Origin of the sequence: Micromonospora sp. NPDC000442 (genome assembly GCF_042898635.1) — a bacterium.
In the GTDB taxonomy this organism is placed as follows: Bacteria; Actinomycetota; Actinomycetes; order Mycobacteriales; family Micromonosporaceae; genus Micromonospora.
On the sequence record NZ_JBIAYZ010000002.1, the window covers coordinates 136,049 to 155,269 of the forward strand.

A 19,221-nucleotide genomic window follows, 5' to 3' on the forward strand; every position below is an offset into this window, starting at 1 on the left:
TGCGGCCGACCGGGAACGGATAGGGGCTCTCATGGCCGACGGAACGAGTGGCGGCCCGGGCTCCGCCTCCCCTGACAAGCCGGTCGCTGAGTTGGTGCAGCGAGCCGCCGAACAGATCACCCGACTGGTGCGCGACGAGTTGACACTCGCCCGCGCAGAGATGGCGGCGAAGGGCAGACGGGCCGGTTCCGGTGCCGGGATGCTCGGCGGCGGCGCCATGCTGAGTCTCTACGCCGGCGGCGCACTCGTCGCCGCCGCCGTGCTGGTGCTGGGTGCGTTCATGCCGGACGCACTCGCCGCACTCATCGTGGGGATCATCCTGCTCATCGCCGCCGCGATCGCGGCCCGAAGCGGCAAGAAGCAGATAAGCGGGGCCATGCCGGCCACCCCGAACGCCGCCAGGGACAGCGTGCGTGCCGACGCCGAGACCATCCGCAACGCGGCGAACCGGAGGCGATCATGAGCGTGGCGAACGGTAACGGCGATCCGGAGCAGGTTCGCCGGGACATCCAGCAGACGCGTGAGCAACTCGGGGACACGGTCGCCGCACTGTCCGCCAAGTCCGACGTCAAGGGTCGCCTCCGCACGAAGGCCGGCGGGGTCGCCGACGGGCTCCGGCAGCAGGCCACCGAGGCCGGACCGACGGCAAGGAGCACCGTGGCGTGGATGACCCGCGAGATGAGCCGGAAAGCGTCCGAGCAGACCACCGCCCTGATCCGGACGGTTCGCCGCGCGACCGACGCGGCCAGCTCGACGGTGTCCAGTCAGCGGACGGCAATTCAAACGTCGGCCGACAACGCCACCGCCCGCATCGGCGCCTCGGTCCGTGCCAGACCCGTGCCGATCCTAGCCGCCGGTGCCGCCGCAGCAGCGCTCGGTCTCGCCGTCTACCGGCGCCGCCGAACGAGGTGATCGTTCCCTGACGGCGCCACGCCCGAACTCCGTTCGTCGTGCCCCTACCGCCGAGTGCGCCTTTTTGCCCAGGTGGGCAGGCCGCAGGTCGACGAGTACATCGGGATCGTCCGGGTAAGCGCCGACGTGCTCGTCGCTGGCGGGCCCGAAGAGGGGAGATCGGATGACAACGGTTGGGAGAAGCGGCTCCCCGCCTGACAGGTCGGGCGGTGACGGGGTCGGCAAGGTCCGGCAGGAGGCCACGCAGGTCGGCCGGGAGACGGCACAGGCCGGTGGGCAGCTTGCCCAGGAAACCGTCAACCAGGGCAGGCAGGTGGCTGCGGAAACCCGTCACCAGGCACGCAACCTGGTCAGCGAGGTTTCCTCGCAGGCACGTACACAGGCTCAGGAACAGCAGAACCGGGCAGCGGAGAGCCTCCGCACGCTCGGGGAGCAACTCGGGTCCATGGCCGACTCCGGTGACCAGAGCAGCATGGCGACCGAGGTCGCCCGGCGCGGCGCCGACGCGGCCCGGCAGGCGGCCGGCTGGCTGGACGAACGGGAACCCGGCGATCTGGTGCGGGAGGTGCGCGACTACGCCCGCCGGCATCCCGGCACGTTCCTCGCCGGCGCGGCGATCGCCGGTTTGCTCGCCGGACGGCTCGGCCGAGCCCTCACCGGAGGCAAGGAGGACCATGGCGAGCAGGACACCACCGACCAGGGGCACCGTCCAACGGGACGCACCGTGCCGCAGGGGCCACCGATGCCGCCGACACCGTATCCGCCGTCTCGGCCGCCGATGCCGCACCCGCCGCAGACGCCGCCGGTCGGTCCGACCACGCCCGTGCGCCACGGCCCCACGGGCCACGAGGTGGGGCCGTGACTACGCCCGCGGGCGGTGGCGCCGACCGGACGCAGGCATCCATCGGCGAACTGCTGACCGACGCCACCCGCAACTTCTCCACGTTGTTGCGGAAGGAAGTCGACCTGGCCAAGGCCGAGCTGCGCCAGGAGGCAAGCAGCATCGGGAGCGTGGCGGGAATGTTCGCCGCAGCCGCGGTCGCCGGGCTGCTCACCCTGATCTTCGTGTCGCATGCCCTCTGGTGGGGCCTGTCCAACGTGATGGACCAGGGGTGGGCCGCGCTTCTCGTCGCCGTGATCTGGGCCGTCATCGGCGCCGTGCTCGCTTCCCGGGCCCGCAAGCAGCTGCGCACCATAAAACCCCTTCCGCGCACCAGGCAGACGGCGCAGGAGATACCCGACGCGGTGAGGGGCCGCTGAGCCGAAGGGAGCCATCATGTCCAGCGATCCGGAACAGATCCGCCACGACATCGAGCACACCCGAGCCGAGCTGAGCAACGACGTTGACGCGCTGACCCACAAGGTGAACCCGCGCCGGATCGCCAGCGTGCCGGTGACGCGCGCCCGGGGCCGGCTCAGCCGCATCGTCGACCGGGTGATGGGGACCGCGAGACACACCCGTGACGCCACCGTGCATCAGGCGTACGACGTCGGCCACCAGGTGTCCGACCGAGCGCACCAGGGCGCCGGAGCCGTGGCACACGCGGCACAGCAGACCAGGGGCGCCGTGTCGAACGCGGCACACCAGACCTCGGAGGCCGTTTCGACGGCCGGGCACCGCGCGCAGTCGCTCACCCACGCATCGAAGGAACGGGCAGAGGGCAACCCGCTGGCCGCCGGGGTGATCGCCTTCGGGGTGGGCATGCTCGTCTCCGCCCTCCTGCCGCCCAGCGGGAGGGAACAGCAGCTCGCCGAACGCGCCAAACACGAGGCCATGGAGCACGCGGACCAGGTGAAGCAGAAGGCCGGCGACATGATGCACCAGGTCCAGGACAACCTGCGCGAACCCGTGCAGGAAGCGTCGCAGGCGGTCAAGTCCACGGCCTCGCAGGGTGCCGCCTCGGTGCGCGACGCGGGCACCGAGCAGGCTCAGCACGTACGCGACGACGCGCGGCAGGCGTCCCAACGGTTGTAGGACCCGCGCCGCGGGCCCTCGACACCTCGTCCGCCCCGGGTCGACCGACCCGGGGCGGCTTGCCACGCTCGGTTACCTTGATCCACACCTCTGGTGGAAAGGTGTCGAGCACATGCCCTTCGGCTTCATCCTGGCGATCGTCGCCGCCGTCATCGCGATCATCGCTGTCGCCGTCGTCCTGTTCAGCTCGCAACGCCAGGTGCGGCAGATCGGCGTGCTGACGGCGGTCGGCGCCCTGGCCGGTACGGCGATCCTCACCGTCGCGTCGAGCGCCCACTCGGTACCGATCCGCTCGGTCGGCATCGTCACCAGCTTCGGCAAGCCGACCGGTGAGGTCACCGGCTCCGGCCTGAAATGGGTCACCCCGTGGCAACGGGTCGGCGAGTGGGACGCCGGGCGGCAGAAGTACGACCACATCGGCAGCGACCAGTGCGTGCGGGTGCGTACCGGAACCCTCGCGGACGCGTGCGTGGAGGTGCTGGTCGAGTGGCAGGTCCGGCCCGAGAACGCCCCGCAGCAGTTCATGGACTACAAGGGGGACTTCGAGAGCTTCCGGGGGCAGCGGGTCGGCGTCCAGCTCGACAGCGCGGTCAACGATGCCTTCGCCACCTACAACCCGTTGGAGCGCATCGACTCGAAGACCGGCAACCTCAACGTCGACCTCAAGCCCTTCTCGGCGAGCATCAAGTCCAACGCCGAGGGGCGGCTGACCGACGACGTCGAGATCCTGTCGGTCACCATCACCCGGGTCAACCACGACGACAAGACCGAGGGCAACATCAAGGCGTTCCAGGACAAGCTCGCGCAGACCCGCAACCTCGAACAGGACCGCCTCAACGCCGAGATCCAGAAGCAGGTCACCGAGACCAACGCGACGGTGGACAAGGTGACCCGCTGCCTGGAGATCGCGGACAAGCACGGCAGCTCGCCGGGCCTGTGCATCAACCCGGGCATCATCACCGGCAAGTGAGCCGGGCGGACGCGTCCCGCACCTCTTCCGGACACCGTCCGGGGTGGCGGGAGGCCGGCCGGCCCGGGCCGAGAGACGCCCGGCGGACAGTGCCGCCCGCCCTCACCGGTCAGGTGATGAGGGCGGGCGGCGAGCGCCGGCCGCACACCGGCGAGCCGTCCCGGTGCGGCGTGGACGGCGCGGTCAGGAGGTGAGCGCGTCGAGGGCCAGGTCGACGTCCTCGGTGGTGGAGTAGAGGTGGAACGAGGCCCGGACCCGACCGGCCCGCACCGCCGCGCGTACCCCGGCCCGGGCCAGCTTCTCCTGCGCGCCGGGCACCTCGACGGTGACGATCGCGCTGTGCCCGGGTGGCTGCCCCAGACCGGTGAGGAACCGGTTGGCCAGCGCCACGTCGTACGCCCGCACCTGCTCGACGCCGATCTCCAGCAGCAGTTCCAGCGCGGGAACGGCACCCACCCAGCTGAACCAGGCCGGTGAGAGGTCGAACCGGCGGGCGTCGTCGGCCAGCCGCAGCGGCGGCCCGTAGTAGGAGGCGTGCGGATCGCGACCCGCGTACCAGCCGGCGGCGTCGGGTCGCAGCCGGTCCCGCAGCCCAGGAGCCAGGTAGGCGAACGCGGTGCCCCGGGGAGCCATCAGCCACTTGTATCCGCCGGCCACCACGACGTCCGCGCGGGCCGCGTCGAACGGCAGCCAGCCACACGCCTGAGTGGCGTCCACCGCGACGAGCGCACCGTGGGCCCGGGCCGCCGCGACGATCTCGTCGTACGCGGCGATCGTGCCGTCGGCGGACTGCACCAGGCTGAACGCCACCAGGTCGGTGTCAGCGTCGATGGAGGCGGCCAGCTCGTCCAGCGGGACGGTGCGCACCTCGACGCCCCGTTCGGCCTGGACCAGCCAGGGAAACAGGTTGGAGGTGAACTCGACCTCGGGTGCCAGCACCCGGGCGCCGGTGGGTAGCGCGGCGGCGACCGGCGCCAGCAACTGGGAAACGGTGGCGCCGACCGCGATGTCAGCGACCGGTACCGCGACCAGTTGGGCGAACGCCGTCCGAGACCGGTCGGTGGACGTGCCCCAGTCCTCCCACGCCCCCTGCCCCACCCGCCACGCGGCCAGCGCGTCCTGCAACGCGTCCCAGGCCGGGTCGGGCGGCAACCCGTAGCTGGCGGTGTTCAGCCAGCCCGGCTGCGGTTGCCACAGCTTCTGCGCCTGCTCCAGTTCCACACCCCGACGCTAGTGGCCTCGCCCCCCACCCCTAAGCGCCAATCCCACCCCCGTGGCCCCACCCCCACCCCACCCCACCCCACCCGCCCCGCTCTCGGCGATCTTGCAGTTGTTGTCTCCCCAAAAGGGTCTAATCGGCGCATTCCAGCGACGAAAACTGCAAGATCGGCGCGCGCGGAGTGGGGTGGGGGCGAGCGCAGCGGGGTGGGGGTGGGTGTTAGGTGACGTTGGCGGGGCCTAGGACGCTTTTCAGGTCGGCCATGAGGGCGGTGGTGGCGGCCACTCGGACCGGGCTCAGGCGCAGGGTGGTGGTACGGGTGCCGTTGAGGAGCTTGACGTGCACCTCGGCGTCGCCGGGGTGCAGCACCAGCGTCTCCTTGAGCCGCTCCACCAGCGGCGGGGTGCAGCGGGTCACCGGGATGGTGAGGGTGACCGGCTTGTTCGCGGTGCTGGTGCTGATGTCCGGCAGGGACATGTCCATCGCCATGATGCGCGGGGTGTCGTCGCGCCGGTCGACCCGGCCCTTGACCACCACGATCGCGTCCTCGGCGATGTACTGCCCGATCACCTCGTAGGTGTTCGGGAAGAACAGCGTCTCCACGCCACCGGCCAGGTCCTCCAGGGTGGCCGAGGCCCATGCCCGTCCCTGCTTGGTGACCCGTCGCTGCACGCCGGAGAGGATGCCGGCGAGGGTGACCACCGCGCCGTCGGGCACGGTGCCCTCCTCCGACAGTGCCGCGATGGTGGTGTCGGCCGCCGCGCCTAGGATGTGTTCCAGGCCGAACAGGGGATGGTCGGAGACGTACAGGCCGAGCATCTCGCGCTCGAACGCGAGCTTGTCGCGCTTGTCCCACTCCCCCTCGGCGATGGTCGGCATGACCGTGGTGTTCGTCGCCACCTCGTCGTCGCCGAAGCCGGCACCGAACAGGTCGTACTGCCCGACGGCCTCCTTGCGCTTGACGTCGGCGTACGCGTCGATGGCGTCGGCGTGCACGGCGAGCAGGCCCTTGCGGGGATGCTTCAGCGAGTCGAACGCCCCCGCCTTGATCAAGGATTCGATGGTCTTCTTGTTGCAGACCACCGCGTCCACTTTGGACAGGAAGTCGTAGAAGTCGGCGTACTCGCCCTTCTCCTCGCGGCAGCGCATGATCGCGGCGACCACGTTCGCGCCGACGTTGCGGATCGCGCCGAGGCCGAAACGGATCTCCCGGCCGACCGGGGTGAACGGGCCGGCCGAGGTGTTCACGTCCGGTGGCAGCACCTGGATGCCCATCCGCCGGCACTCCGACAGGTACATGGCCATCTTGTCCTTGTCGTCACCGACGGAGGTCAGCAGCGCCGCCATGTACTCGGCCGGGTAGTTGGCCTTCAGGTAGCCGGTCCAGTACGACACCAGCCCGTAGCCGGCGGTGTGCGCCTTGTTGAAGGCGTAGTCGGCGAACGGAACGAGGATGTCCCACAGGGTCTTGATGGCCTCGTCGGAGTAGCCGTTGCTCTTCATCCCGTCGCGGAACGGGATGAACTCCTTGTCGAGGACCTCCTTCTTCTTCTTGCCCATCGCCCGGCGCAGCAGGTCGGCCTTGCCGAGGCTGTACCCGGCGAGCACCTGGGCGGCACGCTGCACCTGCTCCTGGTAGACGATCAGGCCGTGGGTCGGGCCGAGGATCTCCTCCAGCGGCTCGGCCAGCTCCGGGTGGATCGGGGTGATCTCCTGGAGCCCGTTCTTGCGCAGCGCGTAGTTGGTGTGCGAGTTGGCGCCCATCGGGCCGGGCCGGTAGAGCGCCAGGACGGCGGAGATGTCCTCGAAGTTGTCCGGCTTCATCAGCCGCAGCAGCGACCGCATCGGCCCGCCGTCGAGCTGGAACACGCCGAGGGTGTCACCCCGGGCCAGCAGCTCGTACGTCGGTTTGTCGTCAAGCGGCAGCTTGAGCAGGTCGACCTTGAGTCCGTGGTTCAGCTCGATGTTCTTCAGCGCGTCGTCGATGATGGTCAGGTTGCGCAGGCCGAGGAAGTCCATCTTCAACAACCCGAGCGACTCACACGTCGGGTAGTCGAACTGGGTGATGATCGCCCCGTCGGCGTCCCGGCGCATCAGCGGGATGTGCTCGATGATCGGCTCGGCGGACATGATGACCCCGGCGGCGTGCACCCCGGTCTGCCGGATCAGCCCCTCGATGCCCTTGGCGGTGTCGATCACCTTGCGGACGTCGGGGTCGGACTCGTACAGGCCGCGGATCTCGCCGGCCTCGGCGTAACGCGGGTGCTTCGGGTCGAAGATGCCGGTGAGCGGGATGTCCTTGCCCATCACCGCCGGTGGCATCGCCTTGGTGATCCGGTCGCCGACCGCGTACGGGTAGCCGAGCACCCGGGCCGAGTCCTTGATCGCGGCCTTCGCCTTGATGGTGCCGAAGGTGGCGATCTGGGCGACCTTGTCCTCACCCCACTTGTCGGTGACGTACTTGATCACCTCACCGCGCCGACGCTCGTCGAAGTCGATGTCGACATCCGGCATGGAGACCCGCTCGGGGTTGAGGAACCGCTCGAAGATCAGCCCGTGCGGGATCGGGTCCAGGTCGGTGATGCCCAGGGCGTACGCGACCAGGGAACCGGCCGCGGAGCCACGGCCGGGACCGACGGCGATGCCCTGTGCCTTGGCCCACTGGATGAAGTCGGCCACCACGAGGAAGTACGACGGGAAGCCCATCTGGATGATGACGCCCAACTCGTACTCGGCCTGTACGATGTGCCCCTCGGGGATGCCCTCCGGATACCGGCGGGCCAGGCCGGCGAAGGTCTCCTTACGGAACCAGGACTCCTCGGTCTCCCCCTCGGGCACCGGGAAGCGCGGCATCAGGTTGTGGAACTCGAACATCCCGGTCGGGTCGACCCGCTCGGCCACCAGCAGCGTGTTGCGGCAACCCTCCAGCCAGGGGTCGGAGTTGTCCACGCCGCGCATCTCGTCGGCCGACTTGATGTAGTAGCCGCTGCCGCCGAACTTGAACCGGTTCGGGTCGGCGACGTTGCTTCCGGTCTGCACGCAGAGCAGCACGTCGTGCGCCTCGGACTGCGCCTCGTGGGTGTAGTGCGAGTCGTTGGTGACCACCGGCGGGATGTTGAGCTTGCGGCCGATCTCCAGCAACCCGTCGCGGACCCGCTTCTCGATGTCCAAGCCGTGGTCCATCAGCTCCAGGAAGTAGTTCTCCTTGCCGAAGATCTCCTGGTACTTCGCGGCGGCTTCGAGGGCCTGCGCGTCGTGGCCGAGCCGCAGCCGGGTCTGCACCTCGCCGGACGGGCAGCCGGTGGTGGCCATCAGTCCGTCGGCGTACTCGGCCAGCAGCTCGGTGTCCATCCGAGGCCACTTGACGAAGTAGCCCTCGGTGTAGGAGCGCGAGGTCAGCGCGAACAGGTTGTGCAGACCGGTCTTGTTGCGCGCCCAGATCGTCTTGTGGGTGTAGCCACCGCTACCTGAGACGTCGTCGCTCTTCTGCTCCGGCCGGCCCCACCGCACCCGCTGCTTGTGGAACCGCGACTCCGGCGCCACGTACGCCTCGATGCCCAGGATCGGGGTCACCCCGGCGGCCATCGCCTGCTTGTAGAAGTCGTTCGCGCCGTGCATGTTGCCGTGGTCGGTCATCGCCACCGCCGGCATTCCCTGCCGCTTGACCTCGGCGAACAGATCCTTGAGCCGGGCTGCCCCGTCAAGCATCGAGTACTCCGTGTGCACGTGCAGATGCGCGAACGAATCGCCCATGCGGAGGCCCCCCGGGTCAGCTGATCGAGTCGGTCGGCGCTAACCCTAACCCCGCCGTCGCCGGCCGCTGAAGCGCGCCGCGCCAGGTGCTCGACGACCCGCACAGCACGCCTGGACGGACGACGCGGGGCGCCCGGATGACCGGACGCCGCGTTGCCGGACCCAAAAGCCCTGGCTGACACGATGTTGGTCCGGCGACATCGTTGCGCGATGGACAACAGTGTGTGTCACACAGTATGGTGCGACGCATGGTCAGTGATGACGTCCTACGGACCCATCTACAGGAGCTACGTCGGGGCACGGTGGTGGTGGCCAGTCTGGTCGCGCTGCGCCGACCCGGCTACGGCTACGCGCTACTGCAACGACTCACCGGGCACGGCTTCCCCGTCGACGCGAACACCCTCTATCCCCTACTGCGGCGGCTGGAGGAGCAGGGGCTCCTGACCAGCGAGTGGAACACCGAGGAGAGCCGACCGCGCAAGTTCTACCGCACAAGCGAGTCCGGCGAGCAGGTGCTACGGCGGCTGCTCGATGACCTCGCCGCCGTACAGACCTCCCTCACCACCCTGATCGAAGGAGCACCCCGATGACCTCCCTGACCGACCGCTACCTGGCCGCCACCCTGCGCTCGGTGCCGACCCGGCGGCGCGAGGAGATCGCCACGGAACTGCGCGCCTCCATCGCCGACATGATCGACGGTCGGACCGCCGACGGGGTCGACGCCGCCACCGCCGAGCGCGCCGTCCTCACCGAGCTGGGCAATCCGGCGCAGCTGGCCGCCCGATACACCGACCGTCGGCTGCAACTCATCGGCCCCGAGTACTACCTGGCCTGGCAGCGGCTGCTGATCGTGCTGCTCAGCACCATTCCCGCCATCGTCGGGGTGCTGATGGGCGTACTCCAGGCCACCGTCGCCGACAATGCGGCGGGCGCGATCGGCGAGGGCATCGCCGGGGCGTTCAACGTCGCCGTGCAGATCGCCTTCTGGGTGACCCTGGTCTTCGCGGTGATGGAACGCCTCGGCACCCCGCTGAACCTGCCCGAATGGAGCGTCGACCAGCTACCCGAGCACCCCGCCGAGCGGGACGTCACGCTCACCGACGTGTGTGCCTCGATCGTGTTCCTGGGCCTGTTCGCCGCCTTCCTGCCGTGGCAGCACTTCCAGTCGGTGATGGGGCCCGACGGCGAGCGCCTGCCGGTTCTCGATCCGGCGCTGTGGACGTTCTGGCTGCCGCTGCTGCTCGTCGTCCTGCTCGCCAGCATCGCGTTTGAGATCGCCAAGTACCGCGCCCGCCGGTGGACCTGGCCGCTGGTCGCCGTCAACGCCGTACTGAGCCTGGCGTTCGCGGTTCCGGCGATCTGGCTGCTGCTCGACGACCGGCTGCTCAACCCGGAGTTCGTCGCTCGTTTCGCCTGGCTGAACGACGGCGGACTCGGCACGGTCACCCGGATCAGCGTCGTGGTGATCGTCGCCATCACCCTCTGGGACATCGTCGACAGCGCGGTCAAGGCGCGTCGATCCGCGCACTGAGCAGGAGCGGGCCTGGACCGACGCACGTACGATGATCAGCGGAAGTGCCGACAGACACCGAGGGAGCGGCCGTGGAACTGATCATCGGACTGGTGTGCCTGGTGTTGATCGTCGTGGCGGTGGTCGGCTTCGGCGTCTCGATCTACAACGGGCTGGTCCGGGCCCGCAACGCGTACCGCAACGCTTTCGCCCAGATCGACGTGCAGCTCGTCCGGCGGCACGACCTGATCCCCAACCTGGTCGAGACCGCCAAGGGCTATCTCAAGCACGAGCGGGAGACGCTGGAGGCGGTGATCAACGCCCGCAACGCCGCCGTCAACGCGCAGGCCACCGCCGCGGCGGCCCCCGGTGACCCGGCCGCCATGCAGCAGCTCAGCGGCGCGGAGAACGCACTCACCGCCACCCTGGGTCGGCTGTTCGCGCTCTCCGAGGCGTACCCGGATCTCAAGGCCAACCAGAACATGATGCAGCTGTCGGAGGAGCTGACCTCGACGGAGAACCGGGTCGCCTTCGCCCGGCAGGCGTACAACGACGCGGTGATGGCCTACAACAACAAGCGCGAGGTGTTCCCCTCCAGCGTGGTGGCGGGGATGTTCTCGTTCGGCCCGGCGGAGCTGTTCCAGCCGGACGACCCGCAGCAGCGCCAGGCGCCGCAGGTCTCGTTCTGATCGGGCCGCGATGAACTTCTTCGAACGACAGCGCCAGGTGCGCCGGCTGTCGACCCGGCTGGTGCTGCTGTTCGTGCTGGCCGTGGTCGGGATCGTGGTGGTGGTGAACCTCGCGGCGCTGTTCGCCTTCAACGCCACCACCGCCGATCCTGCCCAGCTCGCCGGGTTCATCGCCATGGTCACCATCGGCACCCTCGCCGCGATCGGGCTGGCCGCCCTGGTCCGTACGCTCGCGTTGCGCGGCGGCGGCGGGAAGGTGGCCCGGGAGTTGGGCGGGGTGCCGGTGCCGGCAAACACCACCGATCCGGAGCTGCGCCGGCTGCGCAACGTCGTCGAGGAGATGGCGCTGGCCTCCGGCGTACCCGTCCCCGAGGTCTACGTGCTGCCGGAGGAGACGGCGATCAACGCCTTCGCCGCCGGGTGGACACCGTCCGACGCTGCCGTCGCCGTCACCCGGGGCGCGTTGCAGCGACTCAACCGCGACGAACTCCAGGGGGTGATCGCCCACGAGTTCAGTCACGTCGTCAACGGCGACATGCGGCTCAACATCCGGCTGATGGGCCTGCTGTTCGGCATCCTCTTCCTGACCGTGATCGGCCGCGGGCTGGCCCGCGCCGGGGTCATCGGCGGCGGCAGGTCGCGCGGCAACAACAGCGGCGGCAGCGCCGCTCCGCTGGCGCTTGTGGGCCTGGCCCTGCTGGTGGCCGGCTACGTCGGCGTCCTCGCCGGGCGGCTCATCCAGGCGTCGGTCTCCCGGCAGCGGGAGTACCTGGCCGACGCCTCGGCGGTGCAGTACACCCGCCAGACCGGGGGCATCGCCGGAGCGCTGAAGAAGATCGGGGGCCTCAGCGACGGTTCCGAGCTGAAGTCGCCGAAGCGCGACGAGGTGGGGCACATGCTCTTCGGCGAGGCGGCCCGGACGTCCTGGTTCGCCACCCATCCCCCGCTGGCCGACCGGATCAAGGCGTTGGAACCGTCGTTCAACCCGGCCGAACTGCAACAGTTGTCGCGGCAGTGGGCGGCGGCACCGCCGTCGGGCCGCCAGGAGGACATCGCCATGGGCCTGGCGCCGGGGCGGACGACGCCGGCGCAGCCTGGGCCACCGGTACGCGGCGAGCGGGTACGCGTCGCACCGGACGAGGTGCTGGCCCGGGTCGCCGCCCCCACCGCGACCGCCTACACCCACGCCGCAGCGATCCTCGACCGGATCCCGGATCCGCTGCTCGACCGGGCCCGTGATCGGGAGGCGGCCGTGCCGCTGCTGCTCGGCCTGCTGCTCAGCGCCGAGCCGGAGATCCGGCAGCACCAGTACGCCGCAGTGGCGCAGCGACACGGCCAGCAGCTGGCCGACGGCGCGCTGCACGCGGCGGACGAGCTGGTCGAGCTTCCCGCCGACCTGCGGTTGCCGCTGGCCGAGCTGGCCTTCCCGGCGCTACGCGATCGACCCGGCGCCGAGGTGGAGTCACTGCTGGCGGCCGTGTTCACGTTGATCCAGGCCGACGGCGCGATCAACGTGACCGAGTACTGCCTGTCCCGGTTGCTGCTCGCCGAGTTGGAGGAGTCGCTGCGGCCGGACTCGCGGTGGCGTACCGACCGGCGCAAACTCACCGACGCGCGCTCCGCGGCAGCCGCCCTGCTGGCCATCCTCGCCCAGGTAGGCCACCCCGATCGACCCGAGGCGGAACGGGCCTTCCAGGCCGGCGTCGCCGCGCTGCTGCCCGGCACCGACCTGCCGTACACACCACCGGAGAACGGCGTGCTCGCCCTGGAGACCGCCTGGCCGGTGCTCGACGGGTTACGCCCGGCCGACAAGGAGCGGCTGGTGGCGGCCACCGTTGCGGTGATCAGCCACGACGGGATGATGACGGTGCCCGAGATCGAGTTGTTGCGGACGATCTGCGGTCTGCTGCACTGTCCGCTGCCCCCCATGGCCGGCCACGTCACCGGCTGATCGCCTCCCTCGACCGCCCTCGGCGCACCCCGGCCGTCCGGACCGGATCGCCGTACCCGCCCAACCGTCTCCAGTCCCGGCAGGCCCGGCCCCCGCCCCGCCCCGTGCAGCCCGACGCGACGCGGGCAGCCCGACGCGGCGGTGCTCTGCCAGGTGCAGGCCCAGTAAGACCAAACACAGAGAGTTACAGTTGCCGTCCGTCACGACAACGGGACCTACCTCTACCCCACTACGCACGCTTTGCTCTGCTTCAACCCACGCACTGGCGCTTGACCTGGCATGCTGCGTCAGCCTCCGGCCACACATGCCGCACCCTCCGCTACTTTCCGTGAGTATTGCGTCGGTTGAAGCAGAGCAAAGGGAGCGCAGGGGTATTGGTGGGGGGCGGTCGGGCGGCACTGTCCGTGAGGGCCGGTGAGCGGACGGACGGCCGGATCTCAGCCGACGCAACGGGCGGGCTGCGAGGGGATGGCATGCTGCCCAGGGTGACCACCGAGACCGTCGACGAGTGGCGGCAGCCCACCGAGACCACCACCGACGAATGGCGACGGGCCGAGACCAGTGACGAGTGGCGACGGCCGGGGCCGACGCCGGAACAACGACGGCTGGACCTGTACGCCGGGCTGGCCGCGACGGCCCTTGCCCTGCTCAGCCTGACGTTGGCCCGTAGCACCGGGGCGTTCATGCTGGGACCACCACCATCCGGTGTCGAACAGCTCTTCTGGACCGTCGCGGTGCCGCTGCCGTTGATCTGGCGACGTCGCTTCCCCGTCGCTGCCACGCTGGCCGTGTCGGCCGCGTTCATCGGTTCGCAAGTGCGCGCCGTCCCGGAGTGGCAGCTTTCCTCCTGGGCGCTGTTCATCGCCATCTACACGCTGGGCGCCTGGGGCCGGGACCGTCGGTTGTCCCGCCGACTGCGGATCGGCGTGATCGTTGCGATGTTCACCTGGATGGGGATCGCCTTGTCGATCAACTACCGCACGCTCAGCGCGGAGTCATTCGCCGACGCGGTCGGCCCGGTGCCGCCGGTACTCGCCGCGATCGTCACTGGCATCCTGGTCAACGCGCTGTACTTCGGGTTCGCGTACTTCTTCGGCGAGACCGCCTGGGTGGCGGCCCGTCGTCAGCACCAGGTGGCCGAGCAGGCGGAACGGCTGCGCCGGTCACAGGCCGAGGTACGCGAGCACGCGGTGGTCGGCGAGCGGGTCAGGATCGCCCGTGAGCTGCACGACGTGGTCGCCCACCACGTGTCGGTGATGGGGGTGCAGGCGGCGGCCTGTCGCCGGGTCTTCGACAAGGATCCGGCGAAGGCCCGCACCGCGTTGGCCTCCATCGAGGAGACCGCCCGTCAAGCGGTCGACGAGTTACGTCGGATGCTCGGCGTGCTGCGGGCCCGCGACGGTGACTCGGAAAACGCCCGGCAGCCGGCCGGGGTCGACCGGATAGCCGCCCTGGTGGACCGGGCGCGCGAGGCCGGGCTACGCGCCACCCTGGGGGTGTACGGCGATCCGCAGCCGCTGCCGGAGTCGGTCTCCCAGGCCGCGTACCGGGTGGTGCAGGAGGCCGTGACGAACGTGTTGAAGCACGCCACCGGGGCGAGCCTGCTCGACGTTCGGATCCGTTATCTGGCGCAGGAGATGGAGGTCGAGGTGAGCGACGACGGCCGGGCCAGCCGCACGGCGAACGCCGACGGGCTGGGACTGATCGGGATGCGGGAACGGGTCGCGACCCACGGCGGCGAACTGGAGGTGGGTCCGCGTAGCGGCGGTGGCTGGCGGGTGCGGGTCCGCTTCCCGCTACCGGCGGGGAGTCCGGCATGAACCCGATCCGAGTGCTCCTCGCCGACGACCACCACCTGGTGCGTACCGGCTTCCGGGTCATCCTGGAGATCGAGGACGACATCGAGGTGGTCGGCGAGGCCGCCGACGGGGAGCGGGCCGTCGGCATGACCCGGGCGCTGCGCCCGGACGTGGTGCTGATGGACGTGGAGATGCCCGGGGTGGACGGGCTCGAAGCCACCCGGCGGATCAGCGCCGGCGATGACGAGCCGGGCGGGCCGGCCGTGCTGATGCTTACCACGTTCGACCGCGACGACTACCTGTTCGCCGCGCTGCGCGCCGGAGCGAGCGGCTTCCTGCTCAAGAACGGCACGCCGGAGGCGCTTGTCGACGCGATCCGGGTGGTGGCCCGGGGCGACGGCCTGCTCGCGCCGGAACTCACCCGGCGGGTGATCGCCACCTTCGCCCGCCCGGGCAGTGAACCCGGAGGTGACGTGACATCGGAGGCGGCGCTGGGCAGCCTGACACCCCGGGAACGGGAGGTCCTGGTGCTCGTCGCCGGGGGCGCCAGCAACGCCGAGATCGCCGCCAGCCTTCACCTGGGCGAGGCGACGGTGAAGTCACACGTCAGCCGGGTGCTCGCCAAGCTGGGGCTGCGCGACCGGGTGCAGGCGGTGGTCTTCGCGTACGAACACGGGGTGGTGCGGCCCGGCGGGTGAGCGACCTCCGCCGCGAGAGGGAGTCATGATCTCCGTCGGCGGGCGGACGGCAGCCGGTCCTGGACGACCTAGCGTTACGCCATGACCAGCGTGCTCCGTCTCGACGGCGTCGACCGCAGCTTCGGCGACCGTCAGGTACTCAAGGACGTCTCCTTCGACGTCACCGCCGGCCGGATGACCGGCTTCGTCGGCGGCAACGGTGCCGGCAAGACCACCACGATGCGCATCATCCTCGGGGTGCTCGCCGCGGACGCCGGCCAGGTGACGTGGCGGGGAGAATCGCTGAGCCGGGACGCTCGGCGGCGCTTCGGCTACATGCCCGAGGAACGCGGCCTGTACCCGAAGATGAGCGTCCGTGAGCAGGTCACCTACCTGGGTCAGCTGCACGGGTTGACCGTCGACGCCGCTCGACGCGCCACCGACGGGCTGCTGGAGAGGGTCGGTCTCGCCGAGCGGGCCAACGACCTGCTGGAGACGCTGTCCCTGGGCAACCAGCAACGAGCCCAGATCGCCGCGGCGCTGGTGCACGACCCGGAGGTCCTGGTGCTCGACGAGCCCTTCTCCGGCCTCGATCCGCTGGCCGTGGACACGGTCGTCGGCGTCCTGCGGGAGCGGGCCGCCGCCGGTGCTCCGGTGCTCTTCTCCAGTCACCAGCTCGACGTGGTCGAACGGCTCTGCGACGACCTGGTGATCATCGCGGACGGCTCGATCCGCGCCGCCGGCAGCCGGGAGCAGTTGCGCTCGGCGTACACCACGCCCCGTTTCGAGCTGGTGGTGGAGACCGATGCCGGCTGGCTGCGCGACCACCCCGGGGTGAGCCTGGTCGACCTCGACGGCGCGCGCGCCGTCTTCGACCTGGCCGCCGAAACCGACGAACAGCCGGTGCTGCGCGCCGCACTGGAACGCGGCCCGGTTCGCGCGTTCCGCCCCATCACTCCCTCCCTCGCCGAGATCTTCCGAGAGGTCGCCAAGTGAACGCCATGCAGGCCACCCGCCTGGTCGCCGCCCGGGAGATCCGGGTCAAGCTGCGCGACCGTACCTTCCTGATCAGCACCGTCGTCTTCCTGCTGATCGCCGCCGCGGCGACGATCCTGCCGCCGCTGCTGTCCGGCGGACCGTCCACAGTGGCCGTCACCGAGGCGGCGGCCGGCCCGTTGCGGGCGGCGGGGCTGGAGGTGCTCGCCGTACCCGACGACGCCGCAGCCGAGCAGGCGGTCCGCGACGGCGACGCGGACGCCGCGGTGGTCGCCGGCCCGGCCGTGCTCGCCATGGACGACGCCCCCAACGACGTGGTCTCCGCGTTGAGCACCGAACCCCCGGTCCGGCTGCTGAACCCGGACGCGGTGGACCCGGTGGTGGCCTTCCTGGTGCCGTTCGCCTTCGCCTTCATCTTCTTCATCACCTCGCAGACCTTCGGGGTGCAGATCGCGCAGAGCATCATCGAGGAGAAGCAGACCCGGATAGTGGAGATCCTCGTCGCCGCGGTGCCGGTCCGCGCCCTGCTGGCCGGGAAGATGCTCGCCGGTACGATCCTCGCGCTCGGGCAGATCGGCTTGGTGGCCGTGGTCGCGGTGGCGGGTATGGCGTTCGGTGACAACACCACGCTGCTGTCGCTGCTCGCGCCGGCGATCGGCTGGTTCGTGCCGTTCTTCCTGCTCGGCTTCGTGCTGATCGCGTCGATGTGGGCGGCGGCCGGCGCGCTGGTCAACCGGCTGGAGGACATCGGTGGCGTGTCGATGCCGGTACAGCTCGCGGTGATGCTGCCGTTCTTCGCGGTGATCTTCCTCAACGACAACGTCACCGCCATGCGGGTGCTGTCCTACCTGCCATTCTCCTCGCCGACGGCGATGCCGCTACGGCTGTTCAACGGCGACGCCGCCGGCTGGGAACTGGTCGTCTCGCTGGCCCTGCTCCTGATCACGGCGGCGGGGTTCCTGCTCGCCGGAGCCCGGGTGTACGAAGGCTCCCTGCTGCGCACCAACGGACGCACCTCGATCCGCACCGCCTGGCGCGAGCGCGAGACCCTCGGCTAAGACGCCCAGTTGGTGGGGAGGCGGGGGACGGGCCAGGCGGGGTCGGGTTGCCAGGTCGACCAGGACTCGTCCCACCAGCGTTCGCCGGCGTCGAGCCGGGCAGCGATCCGGTCGCCCTCGGCGCGGATCGCCTCGCCCTGGCCCGGGTAGCGCCCCTCCACCAGCCGCTGCGCGAAGATTTCCACATCCTTGAAGACGTACCGGTCGGCGTCCGCCGCCCACCACAGGTCCAGCTCGTGATCGAGGGTGTCCACCCCGATCGGCGTACGCCGGAACGGGTCCTGGAGGTTGAAGTACCAGCCGGCGAAGACGCGCTCCGAGCCGGACCAGAACACGTCGACCGAGTGTGCCTCGCCGGGCCGCTGAAGCATCAGCTTGCCGTGACCGGTCCAGGCGGTGTGCCCGGCGAGCTGCCACGGGTGCCGGCCGCACGGGAACTCACCAGACTCGGGAAAGCCGAACTCGGCCCCGGGCGGCAGGTAGAGCGCGAGCAGGTCGGCGGAATCCTCGACGCAGATCGTCGGGCAGCCGAACCACACCTCACCGCGCAGGATCTCCCGTCGCACCACCACCTGGCCCGGGGCGAAGCGTCCGCCCACCGGTTCCGGCGTCGGGGTCACTCCCCCGCCAGCTCCGGCCGATGCTCCCGAATCCACGCCTGCACATCCGCCTTCCGCCACACCTTGCCCATCGCCAGCACCGCGATGGGCTCCGGGAAGCCCGGATGCTGCTGCGCCACGAGTACGGCCCAGACCGGGTCGGCCTCTCGATCTACCTGGCCGGTCAGCTGTTCGACGCCACCGGGGACCTGCTGGGGCTGGCTGGACATCGACCGCCGACGCCGGCAGAGCTGTTCGACCGCTTCCTGGGCTGGGCCGCACCACGGCTCAACGGCCTGGCACGCCCGCGAGTGTCACACCCCGACGGTAGAAATCCAGCACCCCTGGACACGAGGAGCACGATCATGGACGTACGGGATGCCGCTCGACGGTGGGCGGACGCCTGGGCTCAGGGCTGGCCCGCCCGGGACGTGGCGAGGATCGTCGACCTGCAGGCGGAGGACGGTGACCACTGGGCGTCGATGTTCCGCCCGCACCGGGGCCGTGCCGGCCTCCGGGCGTACGTGGCGGAGTGTTTCGGCGAGGAGACCCGGCCGGCGGAGGTCTGGTTCGGCGAACCACGGGTCGACGGCGACACGGCCACCATCGAGTACTGGGCGATCACCTACCCGTACGACGAGCCGGTCACCATCTCCGGCTGCACGCTGGTCCGCTTCGACGCCGACGGCCTGGTCACCGAGGCCCGCGACTACTCCCACAGCAAAGAGGGCAGACACCTCCCACCCACCACCCTCTTCCCCTGAACCCACCGCCCCAGAGCAGGTCAGGGCTCACCAATCTTGGACAATTTCCGTTACGCGCTAGCAGAAACTGTCCAAGATTGCGGTTACCGCGACACCGCGCCGCCGTGGGCAACGACACCGGGCGTACCGGGGCGATGATCCGAGCCCCGACCCGTCATCAATGACTGCTCGGAGCCCGACCTCGGCCGCTGTTTCCCCAGAGCGCCCGCAACAGAAGGCCGCCGACCACGAGCAATGCGGCGGCGAAGACGACTTCCCGATCGAGCGCCTTGGTGGCGAGGCTCAAAAGAAGCACGATTGCCCCCACCGCGACACCCGATGTCCCGATGCCATTGACGACCTGTCCAGG

19 protein-coding genes are annotated in these 19,221 nt (G+C 70.2%); 15 read left to right on the forward strand and 4 right to left on the reverse strand.

Annotation, left to right across the window (positions count from 1 at the left end; translation table 11 throughout):
- Positions 1 to 31 precede the first annotated feature (31 nt).
- From ACFY2A_RS03315 to ACFY2A_RS03340, 6 genes are all read left to right on the forward strand, one after another.
- Positions 32 to 463 (forward strand): phage holin family protein, encoded by a 432-nt coding sequence (locus ACFY2A_RS03315; RefSeq protein ID WP_387167808.1) that lies wholly within the window; start codon positions 32 to 34, stop codon positions 461 to 463.
- A complete protein-coding gene (locus tag ACFY2A_RS03320; RefSeq protein ID WP_387167811.1) occupies positions 460 to 912 on the forward strand; it encodes a DUF3618 domain-containing protein in 453 nt (150 codons plus the stop codon). The genes ACFY2A_RS03315 and ACFY2A_RS03320 overlap by 4 nt, the downstream gene beginning before the upstream one ends.
- Before the next feature lie 163 nt (positions 913 to 1,075).
- Positions 1,076 to 1,774 (forward strand): hypothetical protein, encoded by a 699-nt coding sequence (locus tag ACFY2A_RS03325; protein WP_387167814.1) that lies wholly within the window; start codon positions 1,076 to 1,078, stop codon positions 1,772 to 1,774.
- Positions 1,771 to 2,172 carry a phage holin family protein gene (locus tag ACFY2A_RS03330; protein ID WP_387167817.1) on the forward strand — a complete coding sequence of 134 codons (402 nt, stop codon included), beginning with the start codon at positions 1,771 to 1,773 and terminating at the stop codon, positions 2,170 to 2,172. The genes ACFY2A_RS03325 and ACFY2A_RS03330 overlap by 4 nt, the downstream gene beginning before the upstream one ends.
- 16 nt (positions 2,173 to 2,188) lie before the next feature.
- A complete protein-coding gene (locus ACFY2A_RS03335; RefSeq protein ID WP_387167820.1) occupies positions 2,189 to 2,887 on the forward strand; it encodes a DUF3618 domain-containing protein in 699 nt (232 codons plus the stop codon).
- 112 nt (positions 2,888 to 2,999) lie between these two features.
- A complete protein-coding gene (locus tag ACFY2A_RS03340) occupies positions 3,000 to 3,857 on the forward strand; it encodes an SPFH domain-containing protein (protein ID WP_387167823.1) in 858 nt (285 codons plus the stop codon).
- A gap of 183 nt (positions 3,858 to 4,040) precedes the next feature.
- Here the strand turns inward: ACFY2A_RS03340 and ACFY2A_RS03345 are convergent, their stop codons facing one another.
- On the reverse strand, positions 4,041 to 5,078 hold the full coding sequence (locus ACFY2A_RS03345) for an aminotransferase class V-fold PLP-dependent enzyme (RefSeq protein ID WP_387167826.1): 1,038 nt from the start codon (positions 5,076 to 5,078) through the stop codon (positions 4,041 to 4,043).
- Between the two features lie 217 nt (positions 5,079 to 5,295).
- The gene (dnaE, locus tag ACFY2A_RS03350; RefSeq protein WP_387167828.1) at positions 5,296 to 8,829 is read right to left on the reverse strand and encodes a DNA polymerase III subunit alpha; all 3,534 of its coding nucleotides are present in this window, start codon (positions 8,827 to 8,829) and stop codon (positions 5,296 to 5,298) included.
- A 248-nt stretch (positions 8,830 to 9,077) separates the two neighbouring features.
- Here dnaE and ACFY2A_RS03355 point away from each other — a divergent pair, with 248 nt between their 5' ends.
- The 8 genes from ACFY2A_RS03355 (at position 9,078) to ACFY2A_RS03390 (ending at position 17,509) form a co-directional block, all read left to right on the forward strand.
- Entirely contained in the window at positions 9,078 to 9,419 is a 342-nt protein-coding gene (locus ACFY2A_RS03355; protein WP_387167831.1) for a PadR family transcriptional regulator, read from the forward strand.
- Positions 9,416 to 10,360 carry a permease prefix domain 1-containing protein gene (locus ACFY2A_RS03360; RefSeq protein ID WP_363918821.1) on the forward strand — a complete coding sequence of 315 codons (945 nt, stop codon included), beginning with the start codon at positions 9,416 to 9,418 and terminating at the stop codon, positions 10,358 to 10,360. The genes ACFY2A_RS03355 and ACFY2A_RS03360 overlap by 4 nt, the downstream gene beginning before the upstream one ends.
- A 71-nt stretch (positions 10,361 to 10,431) precedes the next feature.
- Entirely contained in the window at positions 10,432 to 11,028 is a 597-nt protein-coding gene (locus ACFY2A_RS03365; protein ID WP_363918823.1) for a LemA family protein, read from the forward strand.
- A gap of 10 nt (positions 11,029 to 11,038) precedes the next feature.
- Positions 11,039 to 12,979 carry a M48 family metallopeptidase gene (locus tag ACFY2A_RS03370; RefSeq protein WP_387167836.1) on the forward strand — a complete coding sequence of 647 codons (1,941 nt, stop codon included), beginning with the start codon at positions 11,039 to 11,041 and terminating at the stop codon, positions 12,977 to 12,979.
- Positions 12,980 to 13,584: 605 nt separating this feature from the next.
- Entirely contained in the window at positions 13,585 to 14,799 is a 1,215-nt protein-coding gene (locus ACFY2A_RS03375; protein WP_387168540.1) for a sensor histidine kinase, read from the forward strand.
- Positions 14,796 to 15,476: a response regulator gene (locus tag ACFY2A_RS03380; RefSeq protein ID WP_387167839.1), complete on the forward strand. Its 681-nt coding sequence runs from the start codon at positions 14,796 to 14,798 to the stop codon at positions 15,474 to 15,476. Before ACFY2A_RS03375 ends, ACFY2A_RS03380 begins: the two co-directional genes overlap by 4 nt.
- An 81-nt stretch (positions 15,477 to 15,557) precedes the next feature.
- Positions 15,558 to 16,451: an ABC transporter ATP-binding protein gene (locus tag ACFY2A_RS03385; RefSeq protein ID WP_387167842.1), complete on the forward strand. Its 894-nt coding sequence runs from the start codon at positions 15,558 to 15,560 to the stop codon at positions 16,449 to 16,451.
- Positions 16,448 to 17,509: an ABC transporter permease gene (locus ACFY2A_RS03390; protein WP_387167845.1), complete on the forward strand. Its 1,062-nt coding sequence runs from the start codon at positions 16,448 to 16,450 to the stop codon at positions 17,507 to 17,509. The genes ACFY2A_RS03385 and ACFY2A_RS03390 overlap by 4 nt, the downstream gene beginning before the upstream one ends.
- Here the strand turns inward: ACFY2A_RS03390 and ACFY2A_RS03395 are convergent.
- Positions 17,506 to 18,129: a DUF402 domain-containing protein gene (locus ACFY2A_RS03395; protein WP_387167848.1), complete on the reverse strand. Its 624-nt coding sequence runs from the start codon at positions 18,127 to 18,129 to the stop codon at positions 17,506 to 17,508. The two genes, ACFY2A_RS03390 and ACFY2A_RS03395, sit on opposite strands and share 4 nt — an antisense overlap.
- Positions 18,126 to 18,338 (reverse strand): hypothetical protein, encoded by a 213-nt coding sequence (locus ACFY2A_RS03400; RefSeq protein ID WP_387167851.1) that lies wholly within the window; start codon positions 18,336 to 18,338, stop codon positions 18,126 to 18,128. The genes ACFY2A_RS03395 and ACFY2A_RS03400 overlap by 4 nt, the downstream gene beginning before the upstream one ends.
- 135 nt (positions 18,339 to 18,473) lie before the next feature.
- On the opposite strand from ACFY2A_RS03400, the gene ACFY2A_RS03405 reads away from it, so the two are divergent.
- A complete protein-coding gene (locus ACFY2A_RS03405) occupies positions 18,474 to 18,872 on the forward strand; it encodes a nuclear transport factor 2 family protein (RefSeq protein WP_387167854.1) in 399 nt (132 codons plus the stop codon).
- Positions 18,873 to 19,221: the final 349 nt, after the last annotated feature.